The organism is Alsobacter sp. P4_H11, from assembly GCF_056400925.1.
In genome coordinates this window covers 1-17,069 of record NZ_JBFUKI010000003.1, presented here as the reverse complement: position 1 = coordinate 17,069, position 17,069 = coordinate 1, and the positions used below count along the sequence as shown (strand labels likewise).

At 60.7% G+C, this 17,069-nt stretch carries 23 protein-coding genes and 1 pseudogene; 16 read left to right on the top strand and 8 right to left on the bottom strand.

What is annotated here, in order from left to right; all coding sequences use genetic code 11:
• Window positions 1-55 precede the first annotated feature (55 nt).
• A complete protein-coding gene (locus AC1DSZ_RS05850) occupies window positions 56-562 on the bottom strand; it encodes a YqhA family protein (protein WP_476837451.1) in 507 nt (168 codons plus the stop codon).
• A gap of 154 nt (window positions 563-716) precedes the next feature.
• On the opposite strand from AC1DSZ_RS05850, the gene AC1DSZ_RS05845 reads away from it, so the two are divergent.
• The 5 genes from AC1DSZ_RS05845 (at window position 717) to AC1DSZ_RS05825 (ending at window position 3,511) form a co-directional block, all read left to right on the top strand.
• Entirely contained in the window at window positions 717-902 is a 186-nt protein-coding gene (locus tag AC1DSZ_RS05845) for a DUF3606 domain-containing protein (RefSeq protein ID WP_476837450.1), read from the top strand.
• 2 nt (window positions 903-904) lie between these two features.
• Window positions 905-1,120: a hypothetical protein gene (locus tag AC1DSZ_RS05840; RefSeq protein WP_476837449.1), complete on the top strand. Its 216-nt coding sequence runs from the start codon at window positions 905-907 to the stop codon at window positions 1,118-1,120.
• A 388-nt stretch (window positions 1,121-1,508) separates the two neighbouring features.
• Window positions 1,509-2,156 carry an SOS response-associated peptidase gene (locus tag AC1DSZ_RS05835; protein WP_476837796.1) on the top strand — a complete coding sequence of 216 codons (648 nt, stop codon included), beginning with the start codon at window positions 1,509-1,511 and terminating at the stop codon, window positions 2,154-2,156.
• Window positions 2,157-2,231: 75 nt separating this feature from the next.
• Window positions 2,232-2,930 carry a DUF930 domain-containing protein gene (locus AC1DSZ_RS05830; RefSeq protein WP_476837448.1) on the top strand — a complete coding sequence of 233 codons (699 nt, stop codon included), beginning with the start codon at window positions 2,232-2,234 and terminating at the stop codon, window positions 2,928-2,930.
• Between the two features lie 149 nt (window positions 2,931-3,079).
• Window positions 3,080-3,511 (top strand): Ros/MucR family transcriptional regulator, encoded by a 432-nt coding sequence (locus AC1DSZ_RS05825; RefSeq protein ID WP_476837447.1) that lies wholly within the window; start codon window positions 3,080-3,082, stop codon window positions 3,509-3,511.
• 79 nt (window positions 3,512-3,590) lie between these two features.
• On the opposite strand, the gene AC1DSZ_RS05820 is transcribed toward AC1DSZ_RS05825, so the two are convergent.
• Window positions 3,591-3,821, bottom strand: a complete 231-nt coding sequence (locus tag AC1DSZ_RS05820) for a hypothetical protein (protein ID WP_476837446.1) — start codon at window positions 3,819-3,821, stop codon at window positions 3,591-3,593.
• A 220-nt stretch (window positions 3,822-4,041) separates the two neighbouring features.
• Here AC1DSZ_RS05820 and AC1DSZ_RS05815 point away from each other — a divergent pair, with 220 nt between their 5' ends.
• Together AC1DSZ_RS05815 and AC1DSZ_RS05810 are read left to right on the top strand one after the other, a co-directional pair.
• On the top strand, window positions 4,042-4,248 hold the full coding sequence (locus AC1DSZ_RS05815; RefSeq protein ID WP_476837445.1) for a hypothetical protein: 207 nt from the start codon (window positions 4,042-4,044) through the stop codon (window positions 4,246-4,248).
• A 266-nt stretch (window positions 4,249-4,514) separates the two neighbouring features.
• The gene (locus AC1DSZ_RS05810) at window positions 4,515-4,805 is read left to right on the top strand and encodes a hypothetical protein (protein WP_476837444.1); all 291 of its coding nucleotides are present in this window, start codon (window positions 4,515-4,517) and stop codon (window positions 4,803-4,805) included.
• 10 nt (window positions 4,806-4,815) lie between these two features.
• Here the strand turns inward: AC1DSZ_RS05810 and AC1DSZ_RS05805 are convergent, their stop codons facing one another.
• The gene (locus tag AC1DSZ_RS05805; RefSeq protein ID WP_476837443.1) at window positions 4,816-6,654 is read right to left on the bottom strand and encodes a methyl-accepting chemotaxis protein; all 1,839 of its coding nucleotides are present in this window, start codon (window positions 6,652-6,654) and stop codon (window positions 4,816-4,818) included.
• A 1,001-nt stretch (window positions 6,655-7,655) separates the two neighbouring features.
• Here AC1DSZ_RS05805 and AC1DSZ_RS05800 point away from each other — a divergent pair.
• The 5 genes from AC1DSZ_RS05800 to AC1DSZ_RS05780 all read left to right on the top strand — a co-directional run bounded on the left by AC1DSZ_RS05800 (window position 7,656) and on the right by AC1DSZ_RS05780 (window position 11,841).
• Window positions 7,656-7,868, top strand: coding sequence for a DUF1059 domain-containing protein (locus tag AC1DSZ_RS05800; RefSeq protein ID WP_476837442.1), 213 nt, complete (start codon window positions 7,656-7,658; stop codon window positions 7,866-7,868).
• Window positions 7,869-8,430: 562 nt separating this feature from the next.
• A complete protein-coding gene (locus tag AC1DSZ_RS05795) occupies window positions 8,431-8,829 on the top strand; it encodes a response regulator (protein WP_476837441.1) in 399 nt (132 codons plus the stop codon).
• Between the two features lie 142 nt (window positions 8,830-8,971).
• Window positions 8,972-10,948, top strand: a complete 1,977-nt coding sequence (locus tag AC1DSZ_RS05790; RefSeq protein ID WP_476837440.1) for a hybrid sensor histidine kinase/response regulator — start codon at window positions 8,972-8,974, stop codon at window positions 10,946-10,948.
• Between the two features lie 97 nt (window positions 10,949-11,045).
• Entirely contained in the window at window positions 11,046-11,231 is a 186-nt protein-coding gene (locus AC1DSZ_RS05785) for a DUF3606 domain-containing protein (protein WP_476837439.1), read from the top strand.
• A 340-nt stretch (window positions 11,232-11,571) separates the two neighbouring features.
• Window positions 11,572-11,841, top strand: coding sequence for a hypothetical protein (locus AC1DSZ_RS05780; RefSeq protein ID WP_476837438.1), 270 nt, complete (start codon window positions 11,572-11,574; stop codon window positions 11,839-11,841).
• A gap of 11 nt (window positions 11,842-11,852) precedes the next feature.
• Here AC1DSZ_RS05780 and AC1DSZ_RS05775 read toward each other — a convergent pair whose 3' ends face one another.
• A complete protein-coding gene (locus AC1DSZ_RS05775; protein ID WP_476837437.1) occupies window positions 11,853-12,122 on the bottom strand; it encodes a hypothetical protein in 270 nt (89 codons plus the stop codon).
• Window positions 12,123-13,149: 1,027 nt separating this feature from the next.
• Between AC1DSZ_RS05775 and AC1DSZ_RS05770 the strand changes: the two genes are divergently transcribed.
• The gene (locus AC1DSZ_RS05770; RefSeq protein WP_476837436.1) at window positions 13,150-13,395 is read left to right on the top strand and encodes a hypothetical protein; all 246 of its coding nucleotides are present in this window, start codon (window positions 13,150-13,152) and stop codon (window positions 13,393-13,395) included.
• A gap of 114 nt (window positions 13,396-13,509) precedes the next feature.
• Here AC1DSZ_RS05770 and AC1DSZ_RS05765 read toward each other — a convergent pair whose 3' ends face one another.
• A complete protein-coding gene (locus tag AC1DSZ_RS05765; RefSeq protein ID WP_476837435.1) occupies window positions 13,510-13,908 on the bottom strand; it encodes a MoaF-related domain-containing protein in 399 nt (132 codons plus the stop codon).
• A gap of 62 nt (window positions 13,909-13,970) precedes the next feature.
• Complete coding sequence (locus tag AC1DSZ_RS05760; RefSeq protein ID WP_476837434.1) at window positions 13,971-14,390, bottom strand: nuclear transport factor 2 family protein; 420 nt, start codon at window positions 14,388-14,390, stop codon at window positions 13,971-13,973.
• A 168-nt stretch (window positions 14,391-14,558) separates the two neighbouring features.
• Here AC1DSZ_RS05760 and AC1DSZ_RS05755 point away from each other — a divergent pair, with 168 nt between their 5' ends.
• The 3 genes from AC1DSZ_RS05755 to AC1DSZ_RS05745 all read left to right on the top strand — a co-directional run bounded on the left by AC1DSZ_RS05755 (window position 14,559) and on the right by AC1DSZ_RS05745 (window position 16,136).
• On the top strand, window positions 14,559-14,966 hold the full coding sequence (locus AC1DSZ_RS05755; protein ID WP_476837433.1) for a LysR family transcriptional regulator: 408 nt from the start codon (window positions 14,559-14,561) through the stop codon (window positions 14,964-14,966).
• On the top strand, window positions 14,887-15,453 hold the full coding sequence (locus tag AC1DSZ_RS05750; protein WP_476837795.1) for a substrate binding domain-containing protein: 567 nt from the start codon (window positions 14,887-14,889) through the stop codon (window positions 15,451-15,453). The genes AC1DSZ_RS05755 and AC1DSZ_RS05750 overlap by 80 nt, the downstream gene beginning before the upstream one ends.
• Window positions 15,454-15,716: 263 nt before the next feature.
• The gene (locus tag AC1DSZ_RS05745) at window positions 15,717-16,136 is read left to right on the top strand and encodes a response regulator (RefSeq protein ID WP_476837432.1); all 420 of its coding nucleotides are present in this window, start codon (window positions 15,717-15,719) and stop codon (window positions 16,134-16,136) included.
• A 43-nt stretch (window positions 16,137-16,179) separates the two neighbouring features.
• On the opposite strand, the gene AC1DSZ_RS05740 is transcribed toward AC1DSZ_RS05745, so the two are convergent.
• Complete coding sequence (locus AC1DSZ_RS05740; protein ID WP_476837431.1) at window positions 16,180-16,626, bottom strand: response regulator; 447 nt, start codon at window positions 16,624-16,626, stop codon at window positions 16,180-16,182.
• Window positions 16,627-16,802: 176 nt separating this feature from the next.
• A pseudogene (locus tag AC1DSZ_RS05735) lies at window positions 16,803-17,069 on the bottom strand (hypothetical protein); the annotation flags it as partial.

The window sequence follows — 17,069 nt, the reverse complement described above, 5'->3', positions numbered from 1 at the left end:
GCGACCCAGTGGACATACCCGCTCGCCGTGCCTGCGGGTATGCAATCTCGGCCCATTAACTCTTGTCGCTATGGTTTGCCGGTCCTGATTGTCCATGTGCGTGGGTCATCAGGCATAGCGCTCCAGCCAGCAGAAAAATCGAGAGGGGCAGAACGAGGTTCTGCCACGTCGCGTGGCTTTCGCTTTCCGCGACGTCCGTCACGAAGTCTACGGCAAGGTAGACGATGATGACCTCGATCAGAGTTCGCTTTAGGTGTCCGATGTCGTCGGTATGCATCCACCGTGGGAGGCTCGCACGCATCTCGGTTGAGATCTCAAACACAAATCCGAACGCGATCGCGTAAGCGAACATCACGAGCACAACACCAAACAGAAAAGCGTCGGTCGCGCCCATAACGGCGCTGATGGGCGTTGAACCGGCGTCGCCCTGGGCGGATACGAGATGTTTGAAGCCGCCTGCCAGCTTCTCGATAGCTTCCCAAAACATCATCAGTGCCGCAAACGCCGCGCCGAGGCTGGCAAGGAGCATGACATAACGCAAGGAGAGAACCGCGCGAAGCATTGGAAGGCCTAGTTGATTAGCGGATGCCCAACATAGGCGATCCCGCTTCGGAATACCTAGCACGTTGCAAGCAGCGGGTTCTGGGCTTGCACGCCCGCCGCTGGAACCGAGTCGCTCAGCTTCAGGTTGAGTCCGCTCTAAGCGGAGCGAACGCATGAGCGATGACAGAACGAAAAAGGGCCAAGAAGATCGAAGTCGCGTCTCGGCCGACGAGGGTTACGAGCTTCGCTACTTTGCGAAGAAGCACGGCATCACGGTCGACCAAGCTGAGCAGCTCATCAGGGAGCACGGCAACCGACGGAGCGTGCTGGATGCCGCGGCCGAGAAGCTGAAGCGCTAACAATGTGGGGCGTTGACGCTTACATCGGCACTGGTCACGACGAGCGCTTGCTCAGAGCGCTGACGATAACCAAGCAGAGCCGCGAGGAGGCTATCGCCTGGATCGAGGCTTATATCGTAACCGCCTTCAGCAACTCCGGCTGTGATGCCGAACAGGGGTACTGGTGGGGGCGAAACGACGGGGAGGACAACATCTACTTCAGGCCTGTGCCGCGCTGACTGCCATGGGCTGCCTGGCTAAGGTCAGAACTTAGGATAGATCCAGCCTAGACTCCGTCTGCCCCGGGATTTCTGCGGCAAACCCCTCGAGTGTGTCGCTCGATCTCGGCCAGCGCCAGATCGAGTGAGGAGAACGGGCCGCCTCTCAACCCTTCCATTGTCCCGACCGCCATTCCAGCCGGCTGGATTGTAAATTGGGCGGGCTTGTTCTCGACAACAACCCCCATCTTACGCCCTAGCAGGTCTACGAGCGACCAGGTCGGAGGCTCCTTAGCGACCATCTCGACGATCACGTCCATGCTGCTTTCCGATGCTGATAGCCGAAGGGTCGTGTGGCTGACGATCTTAAGATAGCCTCGCTCGCACTGCCGCGGCTACATTGCAGAGCATGTGCAATCTATACAGCATGACCAAAAACCAGGCCGCGATCCTGGAGCTCACCCGGGCTATGCGCGACAGCACGGGCAATCTTCCGAGCCTACCGGGGATCTTCCCTGACCAGATGGCGCCGGTGGTGCGCCATGCCCCGGATGGGGTCCGCGACTTAGCTATGCTGCGCTGGGGTATGCCGTGCCCGCCGGCCTATGGCGGCCAGCCCGTGACGAACATCCGGAACACCAAAAGCCCGCATTGGCGCGCTTGGCTCAAGCCCGCCAACCGCTGCTTGGTCCCGTTCACGTCCTTCTGCGAGTACGAGGACACCAAGCCACGCAAAACGCCGACCTGGTTCGCCTTGGACGAGAGCCGGCCGCTGGCGTTCTTCGCAGGCATCTGGACAGGCTGGCACGGCGTGCGGGGAACCAAGGCCAACCCGATCGAGGGCCGGCACGAGCTGTTCGGCTTCCTGACTACCGAGGCCAACGCTGAAGTTGGGGCCGTCCATCCGAAAGCCATGCCGGCGATCCTGACGGCACCGAATGATTGGGAAGCCTGGTTGAATGCGCCGGCCGAGGAAGCCTTGCGGCTACAGCGGCCGCTACCGGACGGCACCCTTATCGTCGTCGCCCGCGGGCCGCGGGAAGACTCGAACGGTTAGGCCCTGCGCATTCCAGTTGCACGGCCGACTAGCGCAAAGGCATAACCTTCCGGTCGGACTTCCCGGAGATGCGTCGTGTCGACCGCCGCTTATCAGCTTATGCCGGCGGCGGGGCGGGTTGCACAGTCCGACCGCTTGCGCGCGCTGGTCGCCTCGCTGGCCTTGCACATCCTCCTGCTCGGATTGTTCGTTTCGCAGCGGGTGATTGCGCCCGACGAACTGCAGGAGCCAATCCCCGTCGAAGTGATCATCGACCAAGCCCCTGAGACGGCCGCCAAACCGGCCCCGCCGACTGCCGACCAGCCCACGCCGCCAGCCCCAGGCCCGAACGTAGCGTCGCCGGCGGCGCCGAGCGTGTCCCGTCCCGCCGTTCCGAGCTCGACGATCAAAGCGACGAGGCTTTACTCCGCCCAGCTTCTTCAAGATCCACGAAGCCGTCGGTCGCGAGAGACCCTGGCCAAACTCGCCCCGAGCGCCAGACTGGAGCAGATCTGCAACCTGGAAGCCATGGCCCAAATCGCCGCTCACGACGGAGGCGTCAAGCCGGACAAGGTGCTGGCCTACGCCTTTGAGCCCGTGCGCCTCGACGGGGTAAGGCTGGTAGCGGCGGGAGCGGCTTACCACGCGGGCCACAGCTGGTATCGGCTTCGGTTCACTTGCGGCGGCGACGACAAAGGCGCGGCGGTGAAGTCGTTCGAATTCATCGCCGGATCGGCCGTCCCGCGGCAACTTTGGGAAGACCACTTTCTCACCGGCGGCTCCGATGCTGATTAATCCAGCGCGGCGACGCGAACTCGCTAATCTTCGGACATGTGCCGATAGGCTGAGCTGATAGGTACTGTCCAAATCAGCGCAACTGCTTTAAGTAAAAGCTCTTACGAGGGGAGCAGCACATGCAAGGACAACAGAACGAACTAGCATCAATGACGGCTGACATCGTCGCAGCTTACGTGACGAACAATTCCGTGCCTGCCGCAGATCTGCCTGCGCTCATCAAAGGAGTGCATGCGGCAATGGCCGCCGCGGCCGGCGGCGTGGTCGCCGATCCTGAGCCCGAAGCCCTGAAGCCCGCCGTTCCGATCAGGAAGTCGATCACGCCCGACGCGATCATCTGCCTGGAAGACGGCAAGTCGTTCAAGTCGCTGAAGCGCCACTTGATGACCAGATACAACTTGAGCCCGGCCGATTACCGCGCCAAGTGGGGGCTGCCGAGCGATTATCCTATGGTCGCGCCCAACTACGCAGCGTCTCGATCGGCGCTGGCCAAGTCGATGGGGCTTGGCGTCAACCGCCGTCAGGCGGCTGAGCCGGTTCCGGCGCCGGCCAAGCGCGGCAGGCCGAAGAAAGCTGCGTAAGCCGCTGCCGAGGAGTCGGTCGGTAAGAGGTCGTCGGAGAAAAGGGCGAGCCCCGCGGCTCGCCCAGCAGTCGTCAGGGTCAGTTCGCGCAACCGACGTTGGAAGCGCCACGCAGGAGGTCCGAGACCCCCTGCAATGCGAAAGATCCATAAGGACCGATATCGCTTTCCAATGCTGCGACCGCGGCGCGATCGAAATATTCGAGCGCGTTCACTCGATCCAAAACGCCTTGCTCGACAAGCAGGCTGACCAGCTTGGCGACCTCTGCAATTCTCCCGGGCTCCACCATTGCAGCAACTTTGTGGATCATCATCGGCCCCGTGTTTCACTGCCGGATGGCAAACGAACACACCTGAGATGCAGCTGCGCCGCAAGATGCGCGCCCTGTGGATAGCGGGGGCATTGGGGCAGGCTGGCCATCTCGCACCAACCCGCCTGGGCGAACTGGCCTGACATCGGCCGGCCATGTCGGTTGACTCTCGTCTACGCCGCTGATGTTCTCTTTTCGTTCTAGCGAAGAGAGCGACTCGATGTCGACCGCCACCACACCTCCAGCATCGCCAACCTACCCCACCGACGCCGATGTCGATGCGCTCCTGGTGGAGTTCGAAGGTGACGCCCAAGCCGCAATCAAGGCGCTGCTCGAGGACCTGGCGACGCTGGCCGACGATCGAGAGGCAAGCGTCTCGGCTGGCTTCGTCCGCGGCCGCCAGATCCGGATTGTGGGGCGGCCGTGAGGACACGGCGGAGCGTCCTTTCCGAAGCAGAGTCAAGCGAGCTCCTCCGGGCGGTGGAGGAGTGCCGTTCCGCAGCTGTCCGGGCGCTCACACGCGCTCCTATCGGCTCTGAGGGCGCTATCGCCTGCCGTGAGCTGCTGACCCTCCTGGACAACCTCGCAGGCGCCCTGACCGGCGACCACCGACGGTTTTGGGCCAAGCCGCACTACACGCCCGAGGGCGGTGGAGGCCGGGTGGTCCGGGATTGAGGAGAGAGGAGAGCGAGCATGAAAAAGATGGAGGAGCGTTCCCAGTCCGAGGCGGCCAGCAAACGTGTCACCTACTATGTCGCGCTGCCATTCACGCGCGACGAGGAAGGCGAGTTGGCCGCCGGCGAGGCCGCCGAGTTCCAGAGCCCGGGCGCCGCGACGCAAGCTGCGAACCCGCTGGTGAAGAAGCACGGAGGTGCGGTGGCGTTCTCGCGATCTGGCGACCCCTCGGTCGACGAGTTCGACGACGCTGTCGTGCTTCTCCGTGTCGGCGACGTGCCGGCTGACTTGGAGAACTTCACGGGTTAGACCCTCGCTCCTACGAGCCAGCCCGCACTTTGCGGATGAAACCCTCAAGATCGTCCCGAATGCCTTGAACACGATCGGCATGGAACTGCGTGCCTTTTGTCAGCCTCGCAGCTCCATCGAGCGCGGCGAAAATCTGTTCGTCTGTCCGTGCGAGGAGTTCTGCCATCTGCGCCACTTGTTGGGACGAGATCTCGGACGCTGATCCAATCCGATGCGTGCTCTCCGCGCACGCGCCGGCTGCGTTGGCGAGGTTTGCCGCCGTCGACTGCATTTCGGCTGAGATGGACGCGACGTCGTCGATCTCTTCCAGAGAACGCGTCACAAGTTCCCGGATGTTACCGACTAGCCTGAAAATATGCTCCGCCGCCCCGGCCGACTGGGTCGATAATGCTTTGACCTCACCCGCGACCACGGCGAAGCCACGGCCGGCATGGCCGGCCCTTGCCGCTTCGATGGTGGCATTCAGGGCCAACAGATTGGTCTGTGCGGCAATCTCTTGGATCGCCGAAACGATGCGTTCGATCTGTTCGGAGTCGTGAGCTAGGTGCTTCACCGTCGCGAGACAGCGCGCAACCTTCTGCGCACTGGCCTCCGCCGCTTCGGCAACGGTTGACGACATAGCGGCGACGTCTTTGACAGAGGTCGACAGGGCGTCCGCCTCGGTGGCTAATTCTCCCGACCGCTTCACTGTTCCGGCCGCAACACCGCGCGCCATCACGGTCGCAGTGGATGCCTCGTGAGCTCGGTCGAGCATCGTATCCAGTTCGGTGCTGATCTCGGCGGCTGATGTCGCAATCGACTGGACAGCCCCGCCAATGTTCATCTCCAGCCGAGACGCAGTGTCCTCCAGAGCGCGCTGCTTCTCGAGCTGGCGGCGCTCCTCCTCCGCTATCCGTTCCGAAACGTCGACGACGACACCGTCCCACAACAAACGGTCGCCTTCGGTTCGAGGCACCGCGTCCCACTGGAGCCAGTGCGTCTTATCATCAATTACATAGCGGCCGCAGAAAGTGCTCGGCGACATTGCAAGCGCGGACTGCTCCATCGCGTTTCGGCATCGGGCCCGATCGTCGCGGTGGATTGTAGCCAAGAGCCGCCGCGGGTCCTTCAGCAGTTCAGATGGCGCCATGTGCAGAAGAGATCGGAGACCGTCGGACACATACGTGAAACCAATTTGACCACCATGGTCGCGGAACATCTGGAACACGCAGCCCTTCATGTTCTGGACGACGACCTGAAGGCGGCGATCGGTGTCCGCTAGAGCTTGCGTCGTGTGCATCTGGGCGAAATGCCAAAGCAGCAGGCGTCCCAAGACGTATGCGACCATGAAATTGGCGATGCTCGCCAGCAAGAGAAGCTGCCACAAAGCCCGGATCTGATCGGCGCTGCCGAGTGCGATGGTTCCACCAGCCGTCGCAATGCCCGCGATTGCGGCATACACAACCAAATCACTTTGCAGCCGACCTGGACGGACAGCGGTAAGAAGGGCCGAAAAGACCGAAGCAATGCCGACGCTGGCCAGTCCGGGCCAAAGTCCGATACCGCCAATGTAAGCGCGGCCGACTCCGACTCCCGCTCCGGCCAACAAAACGGCTATTGGACCGCCCCAGCCGGCGATGACGGCGATTACCGCGTTGCGCCCGTCGAAGCGGAAGCCGCTGTCGACGACTATCGGATCAGCCATGCTCAAAAGGGCAATGACCATTCCGAGCACACCAATCACCGCAGGGCCGAACACCCGTCCCAGCCGATCGATGCGACGGCATAGAATGCTGGCCGCCAGCAGCGCGCAGACGAGATGCGAAGCGTTGTGGAGATAGTCGAAAACGACGTGAGCGGTGTCCATCATGTGAGCTGAACACGAACTCTTAAGTCCGAGGTTAACCCCCCGGCCTCTTTGCACGCCACAGCTGCGGGGCGCTTTCGTCCGCCATGTCCCATGTCGCCGAACGATAACGCACGCTTGAACATGACTCGCCGCCACACTGCTTCGCTCGTCGCCTTGAGGGCATACGTCACCTCCGGGCGGGGTGGCACGGCCAAAAGCCCCGATCCGGTGTTCGCCGCGATCGAGCACCATCGCACGGTGCACGCTGCCTAAATTGCGGCGCTGGACGCCCAAGGGGAGGCCGAGGACCGGCTCAGGGCCGCAGGAGTGCCAGAACGCCCAGAAGTTCTCATCGGCTACACAACACCCGTCTCCGTGACCTTTGAAGGCAAGCGGCACGAGATTCCGGCGCTTCTGATCTACGTTCGGACCCTGGACGAGATTGAGAGCCACTTCGCGCACCTGCCCAACGTCGATCGGCAACAAGCCTGCCTGCGTGAGTTCCACGACCACGCCGGATCCGGCCCGGCCCGCTTACGTCCGAAGAGCGTAGGCACCATGATGCCTCGTTACTGAGAAAGACCGAGCCGAGCAGCTCTATGCCGAACGGATGGACGGCTATCGGCTCCGCGGCGCTGCTCAGGACAAAGAGAGAGAGAGAGAGAGAGAGAGAGAGAGAGAGAGAGAGAGCGGCTTGGGCTTTACGCTTCAGGCTGGCCGCCAGGAACTGGGGCAGCTTGGGGATGGAGCCGTCCGGGACATTCGCATCGTCGAAGTCTTCAACTCAGGCGGCGCGCAGAGAGGGAACCCGAGCCGGCCAATCTCGTTATTGGTCCAAGTTTGGGATTGATCATCCCATGGATCTACCGGCCCCTGCAGCATGCCACCGCTGCAGGGGTTTTTTTCGGACCTTGAGCCACAGATGCCTAGGCTTAGCTCCGGCGACTAGTACGCCTCGGATCTTTGGAGGGTTAAGGTTCGCCGTCAGCGTACGTCATTTGCAGGTGCCTTGGGAGGAGACAATGGCTCGCAAGTACATCGACTGCCGCAGCATCCCGAGTGAAATCAACTGCACAATCGCAATCTCGGCCGACACGGAGCGCGAACTGGTTGAGGCTGCCGTCCAGCATGCCGTGGCGGTTCATGGCCACCAGGACACGCCCGAGCTCCGAAAGATGATTACCGCTGCCGTATGTGAGGGGACGCCGCCAGAAGTTGTTGGCCGGGCAGCTTGATCTCTTCGGGCAGTTTTGGGATTGCGAACGGAAACAGCGTTACGCAGTATGAGCTTGGGGCAACTCAGGGTGGCGGCCGTCAGCGTTGAGGGGCGTTGATGGCCGCCGTTCGAGTTGCTCTGCGGCTGCCCGCCTGTCCGCCCAAAAAGCTCAATCATCGTAGAACGATTTCCGCCGCCAAGATTTGACCTCACTTCCTGAAGGCGAGGTCGGGATGTTAGGCGTTGGCGAAACACGAGGGCTCCAGTTCGTTGTGTCCTTCAAGTACAATAGTGAGCATGACCGTACTGTGGAGCGATTACGCCTCTACTGGCGATCGATCGTGGATGAGCCTTTGCCGCCCGAAATTCTGATGCTCATGAGCATCCTGGAGCGCAACGAACGCGATTATATCAACCCGTCAGACGCTCAATGTGAGCGGGGCTGCCTAACCCCGTTTGCAAACACCTGATGCAATTTTTCGAACGGCTAGTTCGAATTTAAGTACGGATTGCGAACGCTATTGTGAATGTGCTCTGTAGCCAGCTCTCGTGGGACGATCGCATCGCCACAAGGGGCCGGCATGTACAACGTTCTTTTGGTCGAGGATGATCTATTCATAGCCTTCGTTACAAAGGATTTGATGGAGGGAAGCGGATACAAGGTCCGACATGAGTCTGACGGCCTCTCCGCACTTCTCCATTTCGAGGATGAGGATCAATTGCCGGATCTCGTCGTTTCAGACATGAATCTTGCAGGCGACATGACTGGCGCTGAGCTGGCCGCAGAGATACGGGCCATTCACCCGAGCCTTCCGATTATCTTGATCTCTGGACAGGACTTCCCTTCTAGCGCCCTGCCGCCGGGTATCCCTTTTCTGCCCAAGCCGCTTTGCGAAGGGTTGTTTCTAGCCTTAGTGCGTCAGCTCCTCGCGGGCGCGAAACCATGCCGATCTCCTGCTCCATGTACGAGCAGTGAGTGATGATCTGGCTTGCACGATTTCAGCGACGAGCAGCCCGCCTACGGAACCAAACTAGTTTTCCGGTTGTTCGGCCGTGTCACCCCGCGGCACAATGACGCAATTCTGCACGAGCGCTTGGCGTACCGATGCGCCGGAGAACACCATGCATTTGGAAAACAAGACGGTCAGCCCGCATTCGGGTGAGAACCGCTTCAAGCTCCTTATCGAATCCATCACTGATTACGCGATCTACATGGTCGACCCTTCGGGGCTGGTCACGACTTGGAACCCCGGGGCAGAGCGCTTCAAGGGTTACAAGAGCCACGAGATTGTTGGCCAGCATTTTTCTCGTTTTTACACCGATGAGGACCGCGCGACTGACCTTCCCGGGCGCGCCCTCAAGACTGCCGAGATCGAAGGCCGCTTCGAGCAGGAAGGATGGCGTGTTCGCAAGGATGGCACGCGCATGTGGGCGCACGTCGTCATTGACCCTATCCGCGACCAGTCAGGCAATCTGTTGGGGTTCGCGAAGATCACCCGCGACGTCACCGACCGCAAAGAGACGCAAGAACGGCTACGTCTGAGCGAAGAGCGCTTTCGCCTCCTGGTCAGAGGCATCAAAGACTACGCAATCTATATGCTCGATCCACTGGGGCGGGTCACAAACTGGAACGCCGGTGCGGAGCAGTTCAAGGGCTACACAGAATCCGAGATCATCGGAGAGCATTTTTCTCGGTTTTACACCGACGAGGACCGCGCAGCGGGCCTGCCAGCCAAGGCTCTGGAGAATGCAAGGCGACAAGGCAGTTTCGCCATGGAGGGCTGGCGCGTCCGCAAGGACGGCTCGCGGTTCTGGGCGGACGTGGTGATCGACGCTATCAAGGATGAGAGCGGCGAGCTGATCGGCTTTGCCAAGGTGACCCGAGACATCACTGAGCGACGCGATGCCCAGCTAGCGCTTCAGGAGGCTCAGGCCAGGTTCGCCCAGGTGCAGAAGCTGGAGATGATCGGCCAGCTCACCGGCGGAGTTGCACACGACTTCAACAATCTTCTTGCCGTCGTACTCGGCAACCTCGATCTGCTCAGGCGGCGATCAGAACTTGATGAGAGCCTCAAGCCACTTGTTGAGAACTCTATAGAAGCGGCCAGGCGGGGTGCATCGCTGACGCAGCGCATGCTCGCTTTCGCCAGGCGCCAAGAACTCAAAACCGAGACTGTGGACGTGCCTGACCTTGTTCGCGGCTTGGCTGACATGCTGCAGCGGACAATCGGCCCGAGGATATCGTTAACTACCCAGTTCCCGCTCGTGCTTCGACCTGCGTTGGCGGACACCAACCAACTCGAACTTGCGATTCTGAACCTGGCCGTCAACGCGCGCGATGCGATGCCGGAGGGTGGCTCGATTACGATTTCGGCCGAGGACCTCGCGCTTGATACTCCCGATCCGGATGTAGGAGTCGAGCCGGGGCGGTACATTCGCGTGCGGGTCACGGACAATGGCCAAGGGATGGACGCCGATACCCTCGAGCGAGCCGTGGAACCCTTCTTCACAACCAAGGGGGTCGGGAAGGGCACTGGTCTGGGTCTTTCGATGGTGCATGGGTTCGCAACACAGTCCGGCGGCCGGCTGCACCTGCGCAGCAGCCTCGGCCAAGGAACGAGGGCCGAACTGCTATTGCCTGCTGGAAGTAGGACGGCGTCGCTTCGCGCTAAGTCAGACGAAATTGCAGACTCGTACCCTGCCAACATTGCGCCCCTTTGCGTTCTGGTCGTGGATGACGATGGCCTGGTGCTCGCGAACACCGCCGCCATGCTGGAAGATCTCGGCCATACGGTGCTGGAAGCTGGATCCGGTGAGCAAGCGCTCCGCATTCTTAAACGCGATCCGTCCATTGATCTCCTGATCACGGATCAGCTGATGCCGGGTATGACGGGTACTCAGCTTATCGCCGCCGTCGTTTCCCAGCGGCCGGATCTGCCAGTGGTGCTGGCGACAGGGTATGGCGACATCTCGCCGGGTGGGGCCGAAGGCGCGAGACGGCTTTCAAAGCCATTTTTACAACGTGACCTCGTGGCCGCAATTTACTCGGCTGTAAAGCAAAGCCTGCCTCCGGGGGATGTACTGCCTTTTCGAAAATGATCTCACCCGGGGCAAAGCTTTCTGTAGCCAGTGCAATCCCGCCGCGGAACTGAATCGCTCAGCTTCAGGTTTAGCCGACTCTGACGGGAGCACAGGGATGAGCGACGATAAGGCCCAGAAAGGCCAGCAGGACCGCGGCCGCGTGTCGGCGGAGAAAGGGTACGCGGTTCGCTACTTCGCCAAGAAGCACAGCACCACCGTCGATCAGGCTGAGCAGCTGTTCAAAGAGCATGGCGGCAACCGTAAGGTGCTTGATGCGGCAGCCGGGAAGCTGAAGGGGTGAGCAGTGACCACGTCCGAGAAGTCACCCAAGATGTCGGCTTCTGAACGCGCCCGCGCCACTGATGAGCATGTGAAGCCCTTGCTGGAGAAAGAGCTTGGCGACATGAGAGCTAAGACGGAGCGCCTCCGGCAAGAGCGCCTGGCAGGGCCGACGTCGGAGAAGCAGTTATCAAAGCCGAAGAGCGGGGCCTAACGTGGCGACCGGCATATCGCTCGCGCATAACAGACGCTCGCCTCGGAGCGGCTTTGTGTTGCCCAAGCTGGGAACTTCGAAGGAGCGCTGCCGTGGGGGCGGAAGCGCTCAGTCAGATTGGATTGGAGCGGGGGCGCGAGGAGGTCGGATGCAATGCACGATCGTTGCGGGGATCATGCTTGCTGCAAGCTTCGCATCGATCGGCGCCGCTAATGATCTCGACCACAAAATGCATTTTGACCGCGTTTGGGACCGAGAGCATCCATCCCGCTACAATGACGAAATCGAGACGGGAAGCGTGAGCCCCCGCTGCCGATCCGTGACCGTGATGCACTACGACGAGACCGGCAAATTGCAGAGCCGTTCTGGGCAGACCTGCCGCGAACTCCGTTCCGGTTCGAATGGTGATCAACACTAAACGGGCGGAGGCTAGGAGACAATTTTGGCGGAGCGTCCGAGTGGGACCACGCCTCCTCGCAACTCGGCGTTTCGCTCCTCGAGAGCGACTTCGATATGGCTGACCAGATCGCCAACCGCTCTCTCGATCGCCTGCCGCCGGATGCCAGCGATGTCTGCAGCAACCAGGCATTCGAAAGACAGACGACAAGCCTCGGCATGCACGAGGTCGAACGGTGTGATAGCCGTCGGCAACCGCTCATCGAGCCACCCTTCCAGAAACTCTCTCGCGAGGCTGGTCACCTCTGGCCGCGGCTTCGTCACGTCTGATTCCAGCTATCGTTGTCGATGGGCTCATACTCCCGCCCCAAGCGCCCTGCCATTCAAACGTTCTATAATTCGAGTCAATTATCCGACGCGCAGGCAATCCGCCAGCGAACCACCTTGCCCTGAAATCATCCTTTCTATGGCTCGGCTTGCACGGCTGTGGGCTCGCGATCGGTAGAGCCCTGAAGGGTTCATCCCGCCTACGCTTGCCACTCAGAGCGATGTGATTCCAATCGGTCCTGTTTGGCAGTACCAGGTCAAGCAAGATGGCTTCGAATGCAGGGCCAATGGGAGGCAGGCGCGCGCCTGTACAGCCGCAACGGCCCTGTTTGGACCGATCGCCTCCCGCGTAACGCTGCGGGCTCCTGCGCCTTCCCTGCAGCTCTTGCATCCTCGATGGCGAAGCCGTCGTGCAGCTCTCCAATTGACGCGACGACTTGCACGCTCTGCGGTCCCGCTATGGCGCCGGCCGGGCGGTGCTGATGGCATTTGATCTACTTGAGTTAGATGGCCAAGATCTCCACTCATGGCCACTGGTGCGAAGCCGCGCCGAGCTCGGCATCTTCTTGCCAAGCGCAGGGACGGCATCGCATCCGTGGATGCTCACGACGAACACGGACTTGACTTATTCCGCCATGCTTGCGCGATGCGCTTGGAAGCTGTCAGGCCTGAGCCAATGGGCTAGGCCGCATGGTTTCTGGTGGCGGGCACCCGGCCTTAGAGCATGGCGAATGGAAGGCCCGAAGCTGCCAAAGATAACCGATGAGGCTCGGGGCTCTCTCAGCCACGCTACGCCGTCCATCACCAGACCTTGAACGCGGTGAGGAAAAGGCCGAGCACAACCAGCAGCGACATTACATCGCCGATGATCTCCGCCAGGCGATCGGTTGCATTTTCAGAGTACGGAAACATTTACGAGCCCTCCCTTTCGAAGGGCGAAGATTCCACGGCTCGGCGGTTTCCGCCACCCTGGTCCGCCCACCGCGTTCCCGGCAGCTTCCTCGTGTCTGACGCGACAGGCTGCCGGCTGGTCTACTGCTACGCCGATTTCCAGGGCCGCAGCTCCGTCATGGGCCAGATGGACGCCGCAACGGCCGAGTGGGTCGCGCACGCCATCGCCAAGCTGCCGGCGGCGCTGAAAGGCGAGAGGGCCGACCTGGGCGACATCCCCGCCGGCCCGTACGCCGTGGAGGACAGCGACGGCATGTTTAGGGTGAACTCGCCGGGGTTCGCGCTTGGCTGCGTCTAATACAACGACCCGAGGGCAGGGGATCTCACCTGGGACGAGGCACGGCGGATTGCCATAGGCGTGACCTGAATTCCTGCAATCCGGCAGCCGGAGTGACGGTAAACTCCAGGATCTTTATTGCAGTCGGATTGTGCCCTTGAAGTGAAGAAACGAGCCGTCTTTCGCTGCGATATTGGTGTAGACCGTGCCCGTATTCCAGTCTTGAACATGGACGACGTTAGAGCCGGTGCTTGGCTCATGCCAGTAAATCATGAACACCTGACCGCTTACCTTGAAAGCGGTGTACTCGATGGTGTCCGTGACGCCCTGAAATGCTCCAGATGCGTCCTTGAACGACATAGTGCGGCCGTCAACAAAGTTGAGTTGGAACACCGCATTCCCGAAGTCGACAACGGCGATCTTACCCACGGGCGGATAAGTACTCGGGGCTGCTGCATGGGAATAGGGAGGCACTGTCGCCGAGGCAGCGAGTCCGACCGCCACCATCTTCCCAATCGTATCCTTGTTCGGCATAACCCATCCTTGGTACGGGAGCAGCGTGCGGCCAGGCGATCAGCGCGACCGCACGCCGAGTTTCAGCGCTCGATCGGGAACATCGGCCTGCCGCTCTTTGTTTGCGACGCCGGGACATCTTCCTGCATCACGTCCCAGTGCTCGACGAGCTTGCCGTCCTTCACCCGAAAGATGTCCACGGTGACCAACGGCTTGGGGCCCCACCCGGTGTAGCGGCCATGGATCATCACCATGTCGCCATCCGCGACAATGATGCCTGGCTCGTACTTGAAGTTAGCCGGAAGGCCCTTCACGACCGCAGGAAGGTCCTCTGCGCCATCCGGGATCATCGGGTTGTGCTGATGATACGGTGCACCGAAATATAGCTTGACGGCTTTCTCGGCATTTCGTGTGACGAATAGCTCATGTATCGCGTCACTAACCAGCTTTTTATTGCTCTCTTGAACTGACCCCGCGGTCGCTTGGCTTATGATTACGCTCATGAGTATCGCTGCTCCACTTACAATGTTTATGATCGATCTCACCACATGCCTCCCTTGGCTTGTCGCGCCCATAGATAGACAGGCAATTCGATCGTGATAATCGAGCCTTTGAGGCTGAGTGTATGCCGTCACGCGGCACAATCGAGCAACGCACGGGAGTGATGTCGAATGGACAAGCTGGCGGCAATTAAGGTCTTCCTGCAGGTCGTGCGGGCCGGTTCGTTCGTCAGGGCGGCGGAACAAGCCGATCTTTCCCAGACCAGTGCATCACGATTAGTGCGCGAGCTGGAGGAAGCGGTCGGCGTCCGTCTGCTGAACCGCTCGACTCGGAGCCTCAGTCTCACCGATGCGGGTGAAAAGCTCTTCGCCTTCTACGGCCAGGTCATCGAGGAGTTGGAAAGCATCGAGGCCGAAGCTTCAGGAGCGAATGGCATCGGCGCCGCCCGCCTTCGTGTCGCTTTGCCCCACTTTCGCGACACGACGGCTCGATGCAGCAATATGCCGGTTTCGCGAGGAGCATCCCTATGTGGATTTGGAAATTCGATTGGACGACTCGCCAACGGATCTGATCCGTGATGGCTTCGACCTGAGCATCCGGATAGCGTCTGAGCTGCGCTTGTCGACGATCGCACGGCGGATCGCCTCGGTTCCGATCGTCACATGCGCCGCACCCACTTATCTGGAGCGGCGCGGCGCTCTCGAAACTCCGGCCGATCTCGCCGGCCACGAGTGCCTGATCTACACCGATAACGAACCTCCAGACGAGTGGACGTTCGAGCATAATGGTGAGCGCATCGCCCAGCGCGTGCGCGGGTCGGTAAAGGCGAATAATGGCGACCTACTGCGCGCGCTCGCTGTTGCGGGCCAAGGCATAGTGTTTCAACTGGCGTTTATCGTTGGGGGAGAGATTGCAACGGGTAAACTCGTTCCGGTGCTCAGGGACTATCAGCCACTGCCGCGGACTGCTTATGCGATCTATCCTAGCAGCCGGTTTATCCCTGCCAAGGTGCGGGCTTTAACCGACATCATCGCAGCTGAATTGGCTGATGAACGCCGATCCTGAATGCCGGGGGCCCCAGCTGATCCATGTTGCCAATGCCACGAGACGTGAGGGGTATCCCAGCCGGGCCGCGGATCCCAAGGCATGGCCGAGGGCGAGATGCTCAGGCACAACAGAGCATAACCAGGCTCCGTAATGATCCTGACTCGTTCGCCAAGGCACGAACAGCTAGGCTTAAGATACCCGCCGTGCCCGACGCGGCAGCGGGTATCTCGGCGGGTCAGTGATAGATACGCCTGGGGTCTCTCCGCGCCTGAGATCTCCCCATGTTAGACGTCCGAAAGCCCATCGTTCTTTACGCGGAAGATCAAGCCATCGTCTCATTCACGATCGGCGAAGTTCTAGCCGAAGAGGGGTTCAGCGTCGCTGGCCCGTTCGGGACCTGCGCTGAAATCGCCAATTACCTTGTTCACGACACACCCGACTGCGCCTTGATGGACGTCCAGCTTTCTGATGGGCGGGGCGATGTCCAGATTGATGAGTTGCGCCGGCGCGGCGTGCCCATCGTGATCCTGTCTGGTCACCCGGAACATTCGACCACTGTGACGTTCAAATACGATGCCTGGCTTAGCAAGCCGCCTCGCTTCGAAGAGCTCGTTCAAACCCTTCGTAGACACACGACCGCAATCTCCATTGCTGGTTTGATGCCAGGCGGCTCCAGCGCTCAGTGGTGCGAACCCGTTTAACGATCAACGCCCTGATTGGGCATGGGCCGCCTGCGGCGAACAGCTATTCCTTTGGCTTGGTGTTCCGGTCGTGGGCCATGGCTTCGCTCAACGCGGTGGCGCTGCTCGCGTCATTCAGCAGCGTTGTAATTGCGGTGACGAGTTGGGCCATCACAAAGGGCTTTTGCAGCATTATGCTTTCCGGCACGCCTTTGGCTGACCACTCATGCGCACTGTCGCCGCTCATGTAGACCACCGGGATACTGGAAAACACCTCCCGCGCCCTACGCCCTACGTCCCAACCGTTGGGGCCAGCGCCAAGCTGAATGTCGGTGATAAGCCCTTTGAAATGTGCGCCATCGGTGGCCATCTCGGCGACAGCTCCGGCCCCGCTGTCGGCAAGAACGACATCGAAGCCTTCGTCCGAAAGTGCCACGTGCAGAAGGGTTTGAAGGTCGGAATCGTCTTCTACTAAGAGAAGTATCAATGCACCTGCGGGTGTAGCCGTCATGTCGTACTCCAACCGCAGAGGATGGAGCAGACGGCCAATCCGTCATCTCACAGCGTCAGCAACCGGTGAGCTACAGCTGACGATGAGCGACCGTAGCATTATTCCGCCAGTGCCGCCGCTAATGTTGCACGGCCTGCTTTCCGCGACAGAATCGTGGATCGGCAGTTGGCAGACACTCACCGAGTGGCTGCCGTGCCCTCATAGGCCGAGAACGCCTTGGTGATGGCGTCATGAAGTTTGTGCACCCAGTCGTTTGCGCTCTGGAGGCGACACTCGGCTTCAGCTACCCGGTTATCTGCCGCCTTGATGCGGACCTCGGCTTCCGCGACCTGCTGTTCAAGTTGGCGAACTTTATCTCGGGTGCGCGTTAACTCCTCGGTGAGAGCAGCAATCTCCGCTGCGGCATTGCTCTCGATGGTTCGAATCCGTCGGGAATCCGTCGG

Coding starts and splice junctions, on each gene's coding strand:
- AC1DSZ_RS05745 (WP_476837432.1), top strand. CDS start 15,717: ATGTTAGACGTCCGAAAGCCCATCGTTCTTTACGCGGAAGATCAAGCC.
- AC1DSZ_RS05755 (WP_476837433.1), top strand. CDS start 14,559: ATGGACAAGCTGGCGGCAATTAAGGTCTTCCTGCAGGTCGTGCGGGCC.
- AC1DSZ_RS05825 (WP_476837447.1), top strand. CDS start 3,080: ATGACGGCTGACATCGTCGCAGCTTACGTGACGAACAATTCCGTGCCT.
- AC1DSZ_RS05845 (WP_476837450.1), top strand. CDS start 717: ATGAGCGATGACAGAACGAAAAAGGGCCAAGAAGATCGAAGTCGCGTC.
- AC1DSZ_RS05835 (WP_476837796.1), top strand. CDS start 1,509: ATGTGCAATCTATACAGCATGACCAAAAACCAGGCCGCGATCCTGGAG.
- AC1DSZ_RS05760 (WP_476837434.1), bottom strand. CDS start 14,390: ATGAGCGTAATCATAAGCCAAGCGACCGCGGGGTCAGTTCAAGAGAGC.
- AC1DSZ_RS05815 (WP_476837445.1), top strand. CDS start 4,042: ATGTCGACCGCCACCACACCTCCAGCATCGCCAACCTACCCCACCGAC.
- AC1DSZ_RS05810 (WP_476837444.1), top strand. CDS start 4,515: ATGAAAAAGATGGAGGAGCGTTCCCAGTCCGAGGCGGCCAGCAAACGT.
- AC1DSZ_RS05740 (WP_476837431.1), bottom strand. CDS start 16,626: ATGACGGCTACACCCGCAGGTGCATTGATACTTCTCTTAGTAGAAGAC.
- AC1DSZ_RS05840 (WP_476837449.1), top strand. CDS start 905: ATGTGGGGCGTTGACGCTTACATCGGCACTGGTCACGACGAGCGCTTG.
- AC1DSZ_RS05805 (WP_476837443.1), bottom strand. CDS start 6,654: ATGATGGACACCGCTCACGTCGTTTTCGACTATCTCCACAACGCTTCG.
- AC1DSZ_RS05790 (WP_476837440.1), top strand. CDS start 8,972: ATGCATTTGGAAAACAAGACGGTCAGCCCGCATTCGGGTGAGAACCGC.
- AC1DSZ_RS05780 (WP_476837438.1), top strand. CDS start 11,572: ATGCAATGCACGATCGTTGCGGGGATCATGCTTGCTGCAAGCTTCGCA.
- AC1DSZ_RS05765 (WP_476837435.1), bottom strand. CDS start 13,908: ATGCCGAACAAGGATACGATTGGGAAGATGGTGGCGGTCGGACTCGCT.
- AC1DSZ_RS05800 (WP_476837442.1), top strand. CDS start 7,656: ATGGCTCGCAAGTACATCGACTGCCGCAGCATCCCGAGTGAAATCAAC.
- AC1DSZ_RS05785 (WP_476837439.1), top strand. CDS start 11,046: ATGAGCGACGATAAGGCCCAGAAAGGCCAGCAGGACCGCGGCCGCGTG.
- AC1DSZ_RS05795 (WP_476837441.1), top strand. CDS start 8,431: ATGTACAACGTTCTTTTGGTCGAGGATGATCTATTCATAGCCTTCGTT.
- AC1DSZ_RS05850 (WP_476837451.1), bottom strand. CDS start 562: ATGCTTCGCGCGGTTCTCTCCTTGCGTTATGTCATGCTCCTTGCCAGC.
- AC1DSZ_RS05820 (WP_476837446.1), bottom strand. CDS start 3,821: ATGATCCACAAAGTTGCTGCAATGGTGGAGCCCGGGAGAATTGCAGAG.